This is a genomic window from Cryptosporangium minutisporangium (genome assembly GCF_039536245.1).
GTDB classification, from domain to species: Bacteria; Actinomycetota; Actinomycetes; order Mycobacteriales; family Cryptosporangiaceae; genus Cryptosporangium; species Cryptosporangium minutisporangium.
This window is the reverse complement of record NZ_BAAAYN010000045.1, coordinates 18636-34711: the sequence shown is the minus strand read 5'-3', so window position 1 is coordinate 34711 and position 16076 is coordinate 18636. Positions and strand designations below refer to the sequence as shown.

13 protein-coding genes and 1 pseudogene are annotated in these 16076 nt (G+C 71.6%); 4 read left to right on the top strand and 10 right to left on the bottom strand.

Going from position 1 to position 16076, the window contains the following annotated elements; all coding sequences use genetic code 11:
• Positions 1-59: 59 nt before the first annotated feature.
• The 5 genes from ABEB28_RS32550 to ABEB28_RS32530 all read right to left on the bottom strand — a co-directional run bounded on the left by ABEB28_RS32550 (position 60) and on the right by ABEB28_RS32530 (position 6358).
• Positions 60-1547 carry a phosphatase PAP2 family protein gene (locus ABEB28_RS32550; protein WP_345732088.1) on the bottom strand — a complete coding sequence of 496 codons (1488 nt, stop codon included), beginning with the start codon at positions 1545-1547 and terminating at the stop codon, positions 60-62.
• Between the two features lie 88 nt (positions 1548-1635).
• Positions 1636-2979: a phosphoglucosamine mutase gene (glmM, locus tag ABEB28_RS32545; protein WP_345732087.1), complete on the bottom strand. Its 1344-nt coding sequence runs from the start codon at positions 2977-2979 to the stop codon at positions 1636-1638.
• Positions 2980-3309: 330 nt separating this feature from the next.
• On the bottom strand, positions 3310-3726 hold the full coding sequence (gene rpsI, locus ABEB28_RS32540; protein ID WP_345732112.1) for a 30S ribosomal protein S9: 417 nt from the start codon (positions 3724-3726) through the stop codon (positions 3310-3312).
• Positions 3727-3760: 34 nt separating this feature from the next.
• Entirely contained in the window at positions 3761-4204 is a 444-nt protein-coding gene (gene rplM, locus ABEB28_RS32535) for a 50S ribosomal protein L13 (protein ID WP_345732086.1), read from the bottom strand.
• A gap of 927 nt (positions 4205-5131) precedes the next feature.
• A complete protein-coding gene (locus ABEB28_RS32530) occupies positions 5132-6358 on the bottom strand; it encodes a hypothetical protein (RefSeq protein ID WP_345732085.1) in 1227 nt (408 codons plus the stop codon).
• Between the two features lie 297 nt (positions 6359-6655).
• Here ABEB28_RS32530 and ABEB28_RS32525 point away from each other — a divergent pair, with 297 nt between their 5' ends.
• Positions 6656-7327, top strand: coding sequence for a hypothetical protein (locus ABEB28_RS32525; RefSeq protein WP_345732084.1), 672 nt, complete (start codon positions 6656-6658; stop codon positions 7325-7327).
• 24 nt (positions 7328-7351) lie between these two features.
• Here ABEB28_RS32525 and ABEB28_RS32520 read toward each other — a convergent pair whose 3' ends face one another.
• Positions 7352-7996, bottom strand: coding sequence for a response regulator transcription factor (locus ABEB28_RS32520; protein ID WP_345732083.1), 645 nt, complete (start codon positions 7994-7996; stop codon positions 7352-7354).
• Position 7997: 1 nt separating this feature from the next.
• Positions 7998-9194: a sensor histidine kinase gene (locus ABEB28_RS32515; protein WP_345732082.1), complete on the bottom strand. Its 1197-nt coding sequence runs from the start codon at positions 9192-9194 to the stop codon at positions 7998-8000.
• 139 nt (positions 9195-9333) lie between these two features.
• On the opposite strand from ABEB28_RS32515, the pseudogene ABEB28_RS32510 reads away from it, so the two are divergent.
• Together ABEB28_RS32510 and ABEB28_RS32505 are read left to right on the top strand one after the other, a co-directional pair.
• Positions 9334-9948, top strand: a pseudogene (locus ABEB28_RS32510) (ABC transporter ATP-binding protein); the annotation flags it as partial.
• Positions 9949-10016: 68 nt separating this feature from the next.
• Positions 10017-10760 carry an ABC transporter permease gene (locus ABEB28_RS32505; protein WP_345732081.1) on the top strand — a complete coding sequence of 248 codons (744 nt, stop codon included), beginning with the start codon at positions 10017-10019 and terminating at the stop codon, positions 10758-10760.
• A gap of 124 nt (positions 10761-10884) precedes the next feature.
• On the opposite strand, the gene ABEB28_RS32500 is transcribed toward ABEB28_RS32505, so the two are convergent.
• On the bottom strand, positions 10885-12507 hold the full coding sequence (locus ABEB28_RS32500; protein WP_345732080.1) for an ABC-F family ATP-binding cassette domain-containing protein: 1623 nt from the start codon (positions 12505-12507) through the stop codon (positions 10885-10887).
• 176 nt (positions 12508-12683) lie between these two features.
• Between ABEB28_RS32500 and pgm the strand changes: the two genes are divergently transcribed.
• Entirely contained in the window at positions 12684-14327 is a 1644-nt protein-coding gene (gene pgm, locus ABEB28_RS32495; RefSeq protein WP_345732079.1) for a phosphoglucomutase (alpha-D-glucose-1,6-bisphosphate-dependent), read from the top strand.
• Positions 14328-14509: 182 nt separating this feature from the next.
• Here pgm and truA read toward each other — a convergent pair whose 3' ends face one another.
• Together truA and rplQ are read right to left on the bottom strand one after the other, a co-directional pair.
• Complete coding sequence (truA, locus tag ABEB28_RS32490; protein WP_345732078.1) at positions 14510-15334, bottom strand: tRNA pseudouridine(38-40) synthase TruA; 825 nt, start codon at positions 15332-15334, stop codon at positions 14510-14512.
• Positions 15335-15401: 67 nt separating this feature from the next.
• Positions 15402-16046 (bottom strand): 50S ribosomal protein L17, encoded by a 645-nt coding sequence (gene rplQ / locus ABEB28_RS32485; protein ID WP_345732077.1) that lies wholly within the window; start codon positions 16044-16046, stop codon positions 15402-15404.
• Between the last annotated feature and the right edge of the window lie 30 nt (positions 16047-16076).

Sequence of the window (16076 nt, the reverse complement as noted above, 5' to 3'; positions counted from 1 at the left end):
GGCTACCCAAGCACCTACTGCAGTACTGATGCCGGGATGACAGAGAGCTACGTTCGACGCTAAGACCTGACCTTTCGGGCAGTAAACCCCTCGGCCTGGGGTGATTTCCGCAACAGCAGCATCACCACGATCGTGAGCCACACCGAGCCGTAGGCCACGCCGGCGATCACGTCGGTGGGGTGGTGCATGCCGCGGTAGATCCGGCAGATCCCGATCAGCACCACCGCCAGCGCCACACCCGCGAACAGCCACGGACGCGGCACCCTGGTCCGGCGGGCGGCGAGCACCGCGAGGATTCCGTAACAACACACGGTCGCGGCCGTGTGGCCGGACGGGAAACTGCTGGTCGGCGGCGCCTCGTCGAGCTGCGCCACCGGCGGCCGCTCGCGGTCGACCAGCCAGGTCACCAGCACGAACCCCCAGACCTCGCCGACCACGGCGAACAGGATCACGACCGGTTCCAGCCAGCGGCGGTAGAGCAGCCGGGCGAAGAAGAACCCGACGGCGGTGACGACGACGATCGTGGTGGTCTCGCCGATCAGCGTGCAGAACGCGGTCAGATCGTCCAGCGTCGGCGTGCTGCGGTCGGCGAACCAGAGCGGGAGTTCACGGTCGAGGTCGCCGACGGCCGAGTCGCCGAACGCTTTCGTCACCAACCAGCCCACACCCGCAGTAACCGCCACCAGCGCGATCCAGAGCGGCAACAGACGCGGCAACGGCCGCGCGATCTCGCCGAAGACGTCGCGCCACGGCGGGAGCGGACGAGTGTCGGCGTCCTCCTCGGCGCGTTCCGGCTCGATCCCGGTGTTCACCACGTCCGCCGCGGGCAGCCCGGTCTCCCGGCGCCACACCTGGAAGACGATCGTCGTCGCGGCCACCCACCCCAGGCCGACGAGGCAGCCACCGACGACGTCGCTGAAGTAGTGCACGCCCAGGCCCATGCGGGAGAAGCAGACCGCCGCGGCGCCGAGGCCCGCCACGACCCAGCCGATCACTCTCTGCCGGGGCTTCGCCATGTCCAGCCACAGGAGGAGCAGGACAGCGCAGCCGACGAACGCCCCGACCGCGTGCCCGGAGGGGAACGAGTACCCGTCCGCGTGTGCGACCGCCTCCGGCAACACCGGCCGCGCCCGCGCGACCAGCAACTTCAGCAGGACGCCGAGCAGCGCGCCGCCCCACGTCGTGACCAGCGTCCAGAGCGCGAGGCGTGGCCGGGCGACCGCGAGCAGCCAGAGCGCGGCCACCGTGGCGCCGATCCGGAACGTGGCCGGGTGCCCGACCGTCGAGATCCAATCCAGGACGTCGACGAACCACTGGTGGTCGGCGGCGTACCCGTTCAGTCCCCGGGCGATCGCCAGATCCAGCCGCGCGACCGGCCAGTCGACGTTCTTGACCACGATCGCCAGCAGCGCGACCGGCACGGCAGCGGCACACGCGGCCACCAGCGCGAACAGGAGACGCGCCAGCAGTCTGCGGTCCGCGTTTCCGGTCGGTGACGGCTGCGCCGCCTCATAACGCTCTGCGACCTGCGGTTCCGGCTGACCCATACGGGTCATGTTTACCGCTCACGGCAACAACGACACCTCTTGGACGCGCGGCAGCAACCGATCCCGGTCCGCGCGCCGCCGCTCCGCCCTAGCTGACGTCGGCGACGACCTTCGCGATCCGGTGAGCGACCGCCTCGGCGTCCTCCTGGCTGGCAGCCTCCACCATGACCCGGATCAGCCGCTCGGTGCCCGACGGGCGCAGCAGCACCCGGCCGGTCTCCCCCAGCTCACGCTCCGCCTCGGCGACCGCGGCGGCGACCGACTCCGCCTTCGCGACGGCCGCCTTGTCGTTCACCCGCACGTTGACCAGAACCTGGGGCAGCCGCGTGACGGCCCCGGCCAGGTCCGCGATCGACCGCCCGCTCGACGCCATCCGGGCCATCAGGTGCAGCGCGGTCAAGAGCCCGTCGCCGGTCGTGGCGTGCGCGGGCATCACGACGTGGCCGCTCTGCTCACCGCCCAGCGCCAGGTTCTGCGCCCGCAGCGCCTCCAGCACGTACCGGTCACCGACGCCGGTGGTGACCAACGAGATGCCGGCCTCCTTCATCGCCAGCGTCAGACCGAGGTTGCTCATCACGGTGACGACGAGCGTGTCCTCGATGAGCGTCCCCGCGTCCTTCATCGCCAGCGCGAGGATTGCCATGATCTGGTCGCCGTCGATGATCTCGCCGTTGGCGTCCACCGCGAGGCAGCGATCGGCGTCTCCGTCGTGCGCGATGCCGATGTCGGCCCCGTGCTCCCGCACCGCCGCCTGGACGACGTCGAGGTGGGTGGAGCCGACGCCGTCGTTGATGTTGAGCCCGTCGGGCTCGGCAGCGACCGGGATCACGGTGGCGCCGGCCCGCCGATAGAGCTCCGGAGCGACGCTCGACGCCGCCCCGTGCGCGCAGTCGACGACGACCGTGATGCCGTCCAGCCGATGCGGAAGCGTGGTGAGCAGGTGCTCGACGTAACGCTCGCCACCGTCGTAGAGGTCACCGATCCGGCCGACCCCGGCCCCGGCGGGACGCGTCCACTCACGGGCCGCGTTGTGCCGGATGGCCTCCTCGATCGCGTCCTCGATCTCGTCGGGGAGCTTGTGGCCACCACGGGCGAACAACTTGATGCCGTTGTCGGGCATCGGGTTGTGGCTCGCCGAGAGCATGACACCGAGGTCCGCGCCGAGCTCGGCGGTGAGGTGGGCGACCGCGGGAGTCGGCAGCACGCCGACTCTGGTCACGTCGGCACCGGCGCTGGCCAGTCCGGCGCAGACCGCCGCCTCCAGCATCTCACCGCTGGCGCGCGGGTCACGACCCACGACGGCCTTCGGACGTGGTCCCTCGACTCCGGCCAGGACGTGCGCCGCAGCAACGGCCACCGCCATCGAGAGTTCCGGCGTGAGGTCGCCGTTGGCGAGGCCTCGTACTCCGTCGGTACCGAACAGACGACCCATCAGATCCGCCACTCCGCGGAGGTCACGACCGCTCGTGGTGAGCGGTACAGGTGAACTGAACTCTGCTCACCCGGCGACCGCTGGGGTCGCTCGCCCTGGGCGGATGCCGGAGGTCGAGAAGAGTTCATCGGCGTTGTGCGCCGGAACGGCGCCACGGGTGGACGGTAGCGGGTCAGACAACGCAGCCCTGTCGGGCGCGCGACGTCGCGGCGCACGGAACGGGCCGCCCCCCGTGTGGAACACACCGGCCGGTGGCGAGACCGCCACCGGCCGGGTCGAGCCGAGCGCCCGGCCGAACGGGTAGAACACACGTTCCGGCCAGGGAGTAAATCAGCGCTTGCTGTACTGAGGCGCCTTACGGGCCTTCTTGAGGCCGTACTTCTTCCGCTCCTTCACCCGGGGGTCACGGGTGAGGAAGCCGGCCTTCTTCAGCGCCGGACGGTCGTCGGGCTCGACGGTGATCAGCGCACGAGCGATAGCAAGCCGGAGCGCACCCGCCTGACCGGTGATGCCGCCGCCCCGCAGGCTCGCGATGACGTCGAACTGCTCGGTCTTCTCGAGGGTGACGAACGGCTCACGGATGAGCTGCTGGTGCACCTTGTTCGGGAAGTACTCCTCGATGGTGCGGCCGTTGAGCTTGAACTGGCCGGTGCCCGGAACGAGCCGGACCCGGACGATGGCCTCCTTGCGGCGGCCGACCGTCTGGATCGGCTTCTCCGCGACGACAGGGATGGTCACGCTGGGTATCTCCTACTGCTGAGTCTGCGGGCGTCCGGAGCGCTTACTGCGCTACCTGGCTGATCTCGAACGGCGTCGGCTTCTGTGCGCTGTGCGGGTGCTCCGGGCCTGCGTAGACCTTGAGCTTGCTCAGCAGCTGGCGACCGAGCTTGTTCTTCGGGAGCATGCCGCGAACGGCGAGCTCGATGGCCCGCTCGGGACGCGTCTCGAGCAGCTCGTTGTAAGCGACGCGCTTGAGGCCGCCCGGGTAACCGGAGTGCCGGTAGGCGACCTTCGTCTCGCGCTTGTTGCCGGTCAGGGCGACCTTGGACGCGTTCACGACGATGACGAAGTCACCGGTGTCGACGTGGGGCGCGAAGATCGGCTTGTGCTTGCCCCGCAGCAGCTGGGCTACGTGGCTCGCGAGCCGTCCGAGGACGACGTCGCTCGCGTCGATGACGTGCCACTGACGCTGGACGTCTCCGGCCTTCGGGCTAAACGTACGCACGGGTCTACCTTGTCTCGTCAGTACTCTCGGATCCGCTGGCCGCTCACCGGCGGTGGAGCGCGCCGAACTTGAGTTCATGCAAACGCGGGGCGTGAATTACCCCGCGGATGGATGGAACGCGCAACAGCAGCCAAGGATACCCGGCACATTCAGGCATGGTCAAAAGCAGCGTGTCACACCGGCAGTGCGCCCGGTTCCGACCAGTCTGCCGGGGTGACCGGGGCACACGGTAGCCGTTCGGTCACGAGGTGGCTGATGGGGGCCCGATGCAACGCACGGTTGGAGCGGAGGGTAAGTAGGCTCGGTGGCATGACCACGCCGCCTCCGGGCCAGCCGGGTTGGGACAGCCCACCCCAGGGTCGGCCCGGTGCCGACGACCCCGACCGCGCCGGTGCGGATCCGTCCGCGCCCCGGCCGTCGCCGGGTGATCAGCCGTACCCGCCGCAGGGTCAGTACGACCCGCGGTACGCGCCGGGCTACCCGCCCGAGCAGCAGTACGGCGGTCCGCAGCAGCCGCACGGTGACCAGTACCCCTACGGCGCTCAGCAGCAGGGTTACCCGGGCTACCCGGAGCAGCAGCCGGGTTATCCGGCCGCGCCGGGATCCGACGACCAGGCCGGACGGAGTTGGTTCGAGCCGACGCCGGACGGCCAGGGTGGCCAGCAGGCACAGGGTGGCCAGCACGGGCAGGGTGGCCAGCCCGAGCAGGGCGGGAGTTACCCGTACCAGGGCTACCAGGAGTCGCCCTCGGGTTATCAGGGGCAGGCTCCCGGCTACGACTACCGGGAGACACCGTCCGGGCAGCACGGACCTCCGCCCGGCTATCCGGATGGTTCCGGCGGGCACCAGGGAGCACCGTCGGGCTACCAGGAGGGTCCGGCGGGCTACCAGGCGCAGCCGCCCGGATACCAGGACGGCTACCAAGAGTCACCGTCGGGCAGCTACCCCCGACAGCCCGAGCGGTACGGTCCGCCCGCTGGTGGTGCGCCGTCGAGCGGAGCGCCGTACGCGGAGCCGCAGCGCGGCGGTGACCCGTACGCCGGTGGCCAGCACGGCGCTCAGTACGCCCCGCAGTACGCCGAACCCCAATATGCGGAAAGCCAGTACGCGGATCCCCAGTACGGGAACCCGCAGGCTGGGCATCCCCAGGCCGGGCACTCTCAGGCGGGGAACCCGCCGTACGGGGACCCCCAGTACGCAGACCCCCAGTACGCGGATCCCCAGTACGCGGATCCCCAGTACGCGGATCCCCAGTACGCGGGCCCGCAGTACGGCGACCCGCAGTACGGGGCTCCCCAGTACGCAGACCCGCAGTACGCAGACCCGCAGTACAACGACCCCAGGTACGGCGGGGCGCCGCAGCAGCAGGGTGGCGACCCGTACGCGACCGGCGACCCGTACAGCACTGGTGGCCAGTACGGCAGTACGCCGTACAGTGGACCCCAGCACGGTGGACCCCAGCACGGTGGACCCCAGCACGGTGGACCCCAGCACGGTGGACCCCAGCACGGTGGACCCCAGCACGGTGGACCCCAGCACGGTGGACCCCAGCACAGCGGACCCCAGCACGGTGGACCCCAGCACGGTGGACCCCAGCACGGTGGACCCCAGCACGGTGGACCCCAGCACGGTGGACCCCAGCACGGTGGACCCCAGCACGGTGGACCCCAGCACGGTGGACCCCAGCACGGTGGACCCCAGCACGGTGGACCCCAGCACGGTGGACCCCAGCACGGTGGACCCCAGCACGGTGGACCCCAGCACGGTGGACCCCAGCACGGTGGACCCCAGCACGGTGGACCCCAGCACGGTGGACCCCAGCACGGTGGACCCCAGCACGGTGGACCCCAGCACGGTGGACCCCAGCACGGTGGACCCCAGCACGGTGGACCCCAGCACGGTGGACCCCAGCACGGTGGACCCCAGCACGGTGGACCCCAGCACGGTGGACCCCAGCACGGTGGACCCCAGCACGGTGGACCCCAGCACGGTGGACCCCAGCACGGTGGACCCCAGCACGGTGGACCCCAGCACGGTGGACCCCAGCACGGTGGACCCCAGCACGGTGGACCCCAGCACGGTGGACCCCAGCACGGTGGACCCCAGCACGGTGGACCCCAGCACGGTGGACCCCAGCACGGTGGACCCCAGCACGGCGACCCTCAATACGGAGATCCCCAGTACGGGGACCCGCAGTACGGCGGCGCGCCGTCCAGTGGCGCGCCCGCCGGAGGGCCGCCCGGCGGACCCCCGACGACGGCCTTCCCTCCGCTGGAGGGTCCGGGCGGCGACCCGTACGGCGCCGCTTACTCGCGCGGCAGCGGTTTACCGGCCCGAGCCGAGGGCGACCGATCGACGTCGCTGACGCCGACCCGGCGCCGGCTCGACGACACCCCGCCGGAGGACGGCGGCGGCCGGGGAAAGCTGATCGCGATCATCGCCGGCGTCGCCGTGCTGGTCATCGCGCTGGCCGGCGTCGGTGGTTTCCTGCTGTTCGGGGACGACGACTCGTCCGACAAGGCCGCTGCTCCCAAAGCGTCCGCCACGACCGGAGCGCCGACGCCGAGCGCCAGCGACAACCCGTCTCCCGCGACCACCGGCGCCAGCGACAAGCTCGCCTCCCGGGCCACCGACCCGGAGCCCCTGGAGCTGACCGCGATCAGCCTGCCGAAGTACACGCTCTCGACCAGCGGCAGCTACACCCGCACCGGTCAGGACAAGGCAGCCGACTGCGGCAAGGCCGTCGACGGTGGAGCCGTTGCGCTGGTGAAGAAGCTGAAGTGCTCCGAGGTGACCAGCGTCACCGCGGTGAACACCACGACCAAGTGCGCGGTGACGTTCGGTGCCCTGAACTTCCCGGACGCCGCCACCGCCGCCCAGGCCGAGACCGCGATCAAGGGCAGCACCGCGGGCAGCTTCGTCCCGCGTCGCCACAACGTCGCGTCGGAGGGCCAGGCAGGCAAGAAGGACTGGTGGTTCTACCGCAAGGCGTACGGCCACTGGCTGGTGTTCTCCAGCGGCGCCTACACGTCGGGCAAGAAGGCCGAGAAGGACCCGGTCATCGACGCCTGCGCGCAGGACTTCCTGTACTACGTGATCGACGCCCTCGACAAACGCCGCTGACGGCCGGGCGGCGTCGCACGTCCGTCAGCCGGAGGAATCGCGTACCAAGAGGGCGACTTGGACGCGGTTGTCGCAGCCGAGCTTCGTCAGCACCCGGCTGACGTACGTCTTGACCGTGGTCTCGCTGGTGCGCAGCCGACGAGCGATCTCGGCGTTCGCCAGGCCCTCGCCCACCAGGTCGGCCACGTCGCGCTCGCGTGCGGTCAGTGCGGCGAGCCGCCGGGCCGCACTCTCCCGGCGGCGGACGTCATCCGGTGAAACCAGGCCCAACACGACCCGGGCAGCGCTCGGCGACAGATACGCCTCGCCGGCGTGCGCTGCCCGCACCGCACCGACCAACTCGGCCGGGGTGCAGTTCTTGAGCAGGAACCCGGCTGCTCGGTGCTCGACCGCCCGGAGCACGTTCGGCTCCGCCCCGAACGACGTCAGGACGACGACCGGCAGCGCGGGCCTCCGGCGGTGGAGCTCCTCGACCACTTCGAGCCCGTCGAGCACGGGCATGCGGATATCGACGAGGGCGACGTCGACGTCGGCGCGGATCGCCCGCTCGACCGCGGCCCGTCCGTCCGCCTCCCGGGCCACCACCGTGATCTCGGGATCGGAGTCGAGCACTGCGGCGATGCCGGCTCTGATCAGCGGTTCGTCGTCCGCGATCAACACGCGGATCACGTCAGCCCGCACCCATCAGCATGGCGGCGGGCAGCGCACCGAACAGCAGCACGGCGGTCGCGACGCCCAGCGCAGCCGCCCGCACGCCGACCTCGGACGGCTCGGGCTCGTGGCCCACGGTGGGGAGGAGCACGGTGAGTCGGACCTCACCGCCGTCCCGACGCAGCGACGCGAACCCGCCCAGCGATTCGACCCGCTCCCGGACTCCGGCGAAACCGTGGCCGCCGCCGGGCGCGGTCTCCGCGCCGTCGTCCGTCGGGTTGGCGATCGTGAGTACCAGCGCGTCCGTCTCCCAGTCGAGCGTCACGGTCACCGGCCGGGCGGGTGCGTGCTTCGCCGCGTTCGTGAGGCCCTCTTCGACCGCCCGGTACGCAGCGCGTTCGGCCTCGTCGGTCAGCCGCCCGCGGTGCCCACGGCGCTCGACGGTCACCGGCATGCCGGCCCGGGCGCAGCGGTCGACGAGGGCGTCGAGCCCGTCGAGCCCCGGTGCGTCGATGCCGTCGCCCTGACGCAGCGCGCCGACGACCTCGTGCAGACCGGCGACCGCGTCCCGGGTGGCGCCGGCCAGCCGGGCGATCGCTTCTCGTTGCCGCGCCGGCAGATCGTCGACCTCCAGCGCCGCGGCCTGGATCGACACCAGGCCGAGCCGGTGCCCGAGGGCGTCGTGCATCTCCCGGGCGATCCGCAGACGTTCGGCCAGCCGTTCCCGCTCGGCTGCCAGGTCGCGGGCGCGCCGCAGCTCCCGATTGCGGTCGGTCAACGCGGCGAGCAGCCGGGCGTGCTGGCTGAGGTAGCGGCCGGCGACCAGCGGCAACACGACGAAGACCAGGTAAGCGGCCGTGTACTGCGCCCCGGAGGCCGGGTCGGACACCGCGGCCGCGATCGGAACCCCGACCGCTCCGATCGCCGCCCCGGCCACGACCACCGAGGAGGCCCTCGACGCCGCCGCTCGCCCGGCGCGGAACGCGGTCCACAGCAGCAGGAAGTATCCATAGCCGCCCACGGCGGCGAGGACCAGTGCCGCGACGAATGCCGCGGCGGCCCATCGCAGCGACGCCAGCACGATCGCGCCGACCACCCCGGTGTACACCGCGACGACGGTCGGCGACGGGTGGGTCGCCGCGACGGTCACCAGCTCACCGGCTGCCACCAGCACGGCGAGCAGGACGACCGCGGCGACACGGCTTCGAGTCCCCATGCCAGCAGGCTACGGGCCGGCGTCAGCGTCAACTTTGGTTCGCGACGAGGCCAACTTTCGCGAGCTGACCTGTGGACGGCACGCTTTTAGCGTCCTCGGTGTGCTCGAAGTGCAGAACCTCTCCAAACGCTACGGACGCATGCTCGCCGTGGACGATCTGTCGTTCGTCGTCCGGCCGGGGCGGGTCACCGGCTTCCTCGGCCCCAACGGGGCCGGTAAGTCGACGACGCTGCGGATGGCCCTCGGGCTCGACCGGCCGTCCGCCGGGCAGGTGCTGGTCGACGGCGTGCGCTACCACGAGCTGGAGCACCCGCTGCGCCGGGTCGGAGCGCTGCTGGAGGGCTCCACGGCGCACGGCGGACGCAGCGCCTACCACCATTTGCTGTGGATGGCGCAGACCAACCGCCTGCCGACGAGCCGGGTCCGCGAGGTGCTGGGCCAGGTGGGCCTCGACGCCGCGGCGGGCCGCCGGACGCGTCAGTTCTCCCTGGGCATGTCCCAGCGGCTCGGGATCGCGGCCGCGCTGCTCGGCGACCCACCCGTGCTGCTCTTCGACGAGCCCACGAACGGCCTGGATCCGGAGGGGATCCGCTGGCTGCGCACGCTGTTGAAGGGGTTCGCCGCCGAGGGGCGCACGGTGCTGGTCTCCAGCCACCTGATGAGCGAGATGGCGCTGACCGCCGATCACCTCCTGGTGCTGCACCACGGGCGGCTGCTGGCCGACAGCTCGCTCGCCGACTTCGTCGCAGCGAACCACGCGAGGTCGCTGGAGGACGCATTCCTCGGCCTCACCGCACGCCCGAACCGCACCGAGGACGCGCGATGAACCTCGTCCGGGCCGAACTCACCAAGTTGCGGACGCTCCGCGCGACGGTGGTCACCCTCGCGGCGGCGATCGCCGTGGGCGCCGGGTTGAGCTTGCTGGTCAGCCGCGCGTTCCGAACCGCCGCCGACGACCGTTTCGACGCGTTGTTCGCCGCGTTCTACGGCCTGACGCTGGCTCAGATCGCGCTCGTGGCGTTCGCCGTCCAGGCGATCGGGGGCGAGTACCGGTCGGGCTCGATCCGCGCCTCGCTCGCCGCGGTGCCCCGCCGAGGCGCGTTCTTCGCCGCGAAGGTCGTCGCGGTGCTGCTGCACCTGGGCGCCGGTGCGCTGGTCACGGTGGCGGCCGCGCTCGTCATCGGACAGGAGGCGCTGGGGTCGCGCCGGGCGGATCTCGACGAGGCGGTGCCTGCTGCCGTCGGCGCGTGGGTCTACCTCGTCCTGATCGGGCTGTTCGCGCTCGGCGTCGCCACGGTCGTGCGCAGCTCGGCGGTCGCGCTCGGGATCTTGATCCCGCTACTGCTGCTCGGCTCGCAGGGCCTGGGCAACCTGCCGGCCATCCGCACGGTCACCCAATTCCTCCCCGACCAGCTCGGGTGGGTGGTGATGCACCTGGCCGGACCGCAAGACGACCCACGCTGGGCACGCGACTACGGCCCGTGGACCGGCCTGGCTCTGCTCGCGCTGTGGACCGCGGCCGCGCTGGTAGCCGGCTACATCACCCTGCGCCGCCGAGACGCCTAAAACAACTACGGAGCTGGAGCGCGTCGAGGGCGAGGGCTGGCAGTCGAGCGCGAGGCCGCCTCGTATTGGTGATACTCAAGGCCTCGCGCTCGCCTGCCAGGCTCGTCCTCGGCGGGCCGTGCACCTAGCGGGCGCGTGCAACACGGCCGGCATCCCATACGGGGCCGTCCGTCTCACGGACCGCGCCGTCGGCGGCGAACGACAGGAACCGGTCGAAGCTGCGGGCGAACCACCGGTCGTGGGTGACCGCCAGAACCGTGCCGTCGAACGCCGCCAGACCTTCCTCCAACGCCTCCGCGGACTGCACGTCGAGGTTGTCGGTGGGCTCGTCGAGCAGCAGAAGCGTGCAGCCGGACAGTTCGAGGAGAAGCACCTGGAACCGCGCCTGCTGACCGCCGGAGAGCGTCGCGAAGTCCTGATCGGCCTGTGCCTGCAGCCCGTACCGACGCAGCGCCGCGATGGCCTTGCCCCGATCCAGGCCGCGCCGGGTACCCGACCCGCCCCAGAGGATCTCCACCAGCGGCTTGCCGACCCACTCCGCGTGCTCGTGGGTCTGCGCGAAGAGCCCCGGCACGACCCGGGCACCGAGCCGCCAGGAACCGGCGTGCGCCACTGACTCGTCGCCCCCGAGTAGCCGCAGGAAGTGGCTCTTGCCGCTGCCATTGGAGCCCAGCACGGCGACCCGCTCGCCGTAGTAGACCTCCAGATCGAACGGTTTCATCAGCCCGGTCAGTTCGAGCCCCGTGCACATCACCGCCCGGACGCCGGTGCGCCCGCCGCCGAGCCGCATCTTCACCGACTCCTCCACCGGACGTTCCGGCGGTGGCCCGGCCTCCTCGAACTTCCGCAGCCGGGTCTGCATGGCGTGGTACTTCGCCGCCATCGCCTCGCTGTTCTTGGCCTGCTGCTGCAACGTCCGGACGAGGTCCTTCAGCCGCTGGTGCTCCTCGTTCCAGCGTCGATGCAGCTCGTCGAGGCGGTCCAGCCGCGCGGTGCGGGCCGCGTGGTAACTCTCGAAGCCACCGCCGTGCACCCAGGCCGAGTGCGCCTCCAACGTGACGATCTGAGTGGCGGTTCGGGCCAGGAGCTCCCGGTCGTGGCTGACGAACAGGACGGTCTTCGGTGTCTCGACCAAGCGCTGCTCCAGCCAGCGCTTGCCCGGGACGTCGAGGTAGTTGTCCGGCTCGTCGAGCAGGAGAACCTCTTCCTGTCCGCGCAGCAGCGCCTCCAGCGCGAGCCGCTTCTGCTCGCCGCCCGAGAGCGTGCGGACCGTGCGGTGCTGCGCCCGGTCGAACGGGACGCCGAGCGCGGCGACGGTCACCGTGTCCCACAGCACCTCGGCGTCGTAACCGCCGGCGTCGCCCCAACCGGCGAGCGCCTCGGCGTACCGCAGCTGGGTCGGTTCGTCGTCGCGCTCCATCATCGCCAGCTCAGCGGCCTCGAGCGCTTCTCCCGCGGCACGCAGCCGGGCCGGGGCCAGCCCGACCAGCAGCTCGCGCACCGTGGTCTGGTCCCGGACCGAGCCGATGAACTGGCGCATCACCCCGAGGCCGCCCACCCGCGTGACCGAACCGGCCTGCGGCGTCGCGTCGCCGGCGATCATCCGCAGCAGCGTGGTCTTGCCGGCGCCGTTCGCACCGACCAGCGCGACGATCGCCCCTTCGCCCACGCGGAACGACACGTCCCGGAACAGCTCGCGACCGTCCGGCAACGTCTGCCCGAGCCCGGCAACATCGATATATCCCACGGGTAGACGATCCTCCACGATCCGTCCGCCGCGGTCACCCGACTTTCCGTGCGACCCGCGTGGACGATCACCACGGCAGGTCGTCGCAGCGGGCGTGCACCCGACGGGTTCACCGGCGTCAACAGCGGCCATACTCCTCCCGAGAGGTTCCGAGCAACCGACCAGGGAGCGCGCTGATGTCGACCAACCCCCGCGCCGGGCAGCCGGCCGAACCCTCCGACCTCGTCGACGTCGCCCACCTCGTCACCGCCTACTACGCGGAGCGCCCCGACCCCGGTGCGATCGAGCAGCGCGTCGCGTTCGGCACGTCCGGGCACCGGGGCTCCAGCCTGAAGCGGGCGTTCAACGACGACCACATCGCCGCGACCAGCCAGGCGATCGTCGAGTACCGCGCCGCGCAGGGCACCGACGGTCCGCTCTACCTCGGCCGCGACACCCACGCGCTGAGCGAGCCCGCCTGGACGACCGCGCTGGAGGTCTTCGCCGCCAACGGCGTCACGGTTCTGATCGACTCGCGGAACGGCTACACGCCGACGCCGGCGCTGTCCCACGCGATCCTGGCCTGGAACCGCGGCCGCCATCAGCACCTCGCGGACGGCGTCGTGGTGACCCCGTCGCACAACCCGCCGGACGAGGGCGGGTTCAAGTACAACCCGACGCACGGCGGGCCGGCCGACACCGACGCGACCAAGTGGATCCAGGACCGGGCGAACGAGCTGATCGCGGACGGTCTGCGCGGGATCAAGCGGATCCCGCTGGAGCGGGCACGTCGGGCCGACACCACGGCGAGGTACGACTACCTCGACAAGTACGTGAGCGACCTGCCCGACGTCGTCGACCTGGACGCGATCGCGTCCTCCGGCCTGCGGATCGGCGCGGACCCGCTCGGCGGGGCCAGCGTCGCCTACTGGGCGGAGATCGCCGAGCGGTACAAGCTGGCGATGACCGTGGTGAACCCGCTGGTCGAGAGCGACTTCCGGTTCATGACGCTGGACTGGGACGGCAAGATCCGGATGGACTGCTCGTCGCCGTCGGCGATGGCGTCGCTGATCACCCGCCGGGACGAATTCGACCTGGCCACCGGCAACGACGCGGACGCCGACCGGCACGGGATCGTCACCCCGGACGCCGGGCTGATGAACCCCAACCACTACCTGGCAGTCGCGATCGAGTACCTCTACGCGCACCGGGACGGATGGCCGTCGGACGCCGCGATCGGCAAGACGCTGGTGTCCTCGTCGATGATCGACCACGTCGCCCAGTCGCTGGGGCGGCGGCTGGTCGAAGTGCCGGTCGGCTTCAAGTGGTTCGTGCCGGGCCTGCTCGACGGCTCGGTGGCGTTCGGCGGCGAGGAGAGCGCCGGGGCATCGTTCCTGCGTCGCGACGGCCGGGTCTGGACCACCGACAAGGACGGGCTCATCCTCGACTTGCTCGCGGCCGAGATCACCGCGGTGACCGGCAAGACGCCCAGCGTCCTCTACGCGGGCCTGGTGGAGCGATTCGGTGCTCCCGCCTACGCGCGGGTCGACGCGCCCGCTACGCGCGAACAGAAGGCCCGCCTGGGCAAGCTCTCGCCCACCCAGGTGACCGCGACCGAGCTGGCCGGTGAGCCGATCGTGGCGAAGCTGACCGAAGCGCCGGGGAACGGCGCGGCGATCGGTGGCTTGAAGGTCGTCACCGAATCGGGCTGGTTCGCGGCCCGGCCGTCGGGCACCGAGGACGTCTACAAGATCTACGCCGAGTCCTTCAAGGGCGCGGACGACCTCGCTCGCATCCAGGAAGAGGCCCGCGAGGTGGTCGGAGCCGCCCTGAAGGGCTGACGCAGACCACCCGCGGCCCGGCCGCAGGGCGCGGGACTCGGGCGGGGCAGGTTTCCCGAAAACAACCCCTCCGGGCCGCCCGAGAGGTGGTCTTCCCGAAAATCGCCCCTCGGCGCGCCCCCACGCGGTGCGCCCCCGCACAGCGCGCCCCACGCTCCTGCGCTCGGGGCCTCGCGCTCGGGTCAGGTCCCGGAGGCGGTGCGGACGCGGCGGGTCAGGGTGACGCGGGCGGCCAGCTCGTCGTCCGGGGGGTACTCGACCGCTACCAGCGTGAGGCCGTGCGGCGGCGCGACCGCGACGTTGCCCGCTCGATCGGTACGGCTGAGCAACGCAGCCGGCCACGACGTCGGGTGGCGTCCCTCGCCGACCGCCAACAACGCCCCCATCAGGCTGCGCACCATCGAGTGGCAGAACGCGTCCGCCGCCAGATGGGCCTCCAGGACTCGGCCGGGGCCCTCGGCGGTGACGTCCCAGCGGAACTCCTCCAGCGCGCGGATCGTCGTCGCCCCCTCGCGGCGGCGGCAGAACGCGGCGAAATCGTGCTCCCCCAGCAGCTGACCAGCCGCGTCCCGCAGCGCGTCGACGTCGAGCGGGCGCGGCCACGCGAGCGTGTCCCGTCGACGCAGCGGCTCGGCGCCCCACGGCGCATCGGTCACCCGGTACACGTACCGGCGACGCAACGCGGCGAACCGCGCGTCGAAGGACGGGTGCACAGGGGTGACCGCCCGCAGCCGGACGTCGCCCGGAAGAACCCCGGAAAGCCGACGGACCAGAGAACCCCCGAGCGTCTCCCAGGTCTCGACCGGCAGGTCGAGGTGGGCCACCTGACCGGAGGCGTGCACTCCCGCATCGGTCCGCCCGGCCACGGTGAGCGCCACATCGGCCCGGGTCACTCGGGCGAGCGCCTCGGTGAGCACTCCCTGCACCGTGCGCTGACCGCGCTGGATGGCCCACCCGGCGAACTCGGTGCCGTCGTAACTGACGTCCAGCCGTACCCGGACGGTCACGGCGCTCCTTCCCCATGCAAACAGCCCGCCGCTCCGGAGGGAGCGGCGGGCTGCGGTGCAGCGGTGATCAGGCCTTGTCGCCCTTGACCTGGTCGTCCTCGGCGCTGTCGACCTCGGCCGACGCGGGGGTCGACGCCGGACCGGAGTCCTGGTCGATGTCCTCCGCGGTGCCCTCGGCCGGCGCGTCGGCCTCGGCCTTCGGGGTCGAGGCCGGACCGGCGTCCTGGTCCTCGTCCTCGGCCGTCGTGGCCGGGGTCTCGTCGGTGTCACCCGAGAGTGCGGCGGCCTTGTCGTCCTTGGCGAACTTGGTGCCGCGGGCGCGCTCGGCCTCACCGACGGCCTGCTGCGCCACGGTCAGCGCTTCGACCAGCTCGATGATCGCCATCGGAGCGTTGTCACCCTTACGGGGCTCGACCTTGACGATCCGCGTGTAACCGCCGGGGCGGTTGACGTACCGCGGACCGACCTCGGCGAACAGGTGACCGACCACGTCCTTGTCCCGCAGCAGGCTGAGCACCTGGCGACGGGCGTGCAGGTCTCCGCGCTTGGCGAAGGTGATCAGCCGCTCGGCGTACGGGCGCAGCCGCTTTGCCTTGGCTTCGGTGGTGGTGATCCGGCCGTGCTCGAACAGCGCCCGTGCCAGGTTCGACAGCAGGTGCTTCTCGTGCGCCGGGCTACCGCCGAGGCGGGGACCCTTGGTGGGCGTGGGCATCTTCCTTGCTCCTCGTTAGGCCGCCTCGCG

What these genes read in the sequence shown, in the direction of transcription:
- ABEB28_RS32505 (WP_345732081.1), top strand. Translation starts at nt 10,017, where the DNA reads ATGAACCTCGTCCGGGCCGAACTCACCAAGTTGCGGACGCTCCGCGCG.
- ABEB28_RS32550 (WP_345732088.1), bottom strand. Translation starts at nt 1,547, where the DNA reads ATGGGTCAGCCGGAACCGCAGGTCGCAGAGCGTTATGAGGCGGCGCAG.
- pgm (WP_345732079.1), top strand. Translation starts at nt 12,684, where the DNA reads ATGTCGACCAACCCCCGCGCCGGGCAGCCGGCCGAACCCTCCGACCTC.
- ABEB28_RS32515 (WP_345732082.1), bottom strand. Translation starts at nt 9,194, where the DNA reads ATGGGGACTCGAAGCCGTGTCGCCGCGGTCGTCCTGCTCGCCGTGCTG.
- rplQ (WP_345732077.1), bottom strand. Translation starts at nt 16,046, where the DNA reads ATGCCCACGCCCACCAAGGGTCCCCGCCTCGGCGGTAGCCCGGCGCAC.
- glmM (WP_345732087.1), bottom strand. Translation starts at nt 2,979, where the DNA reads ATGGGTCGTCTGTTCGGTACCGACGGAGTACGAGGCCTCGCCAACGGC.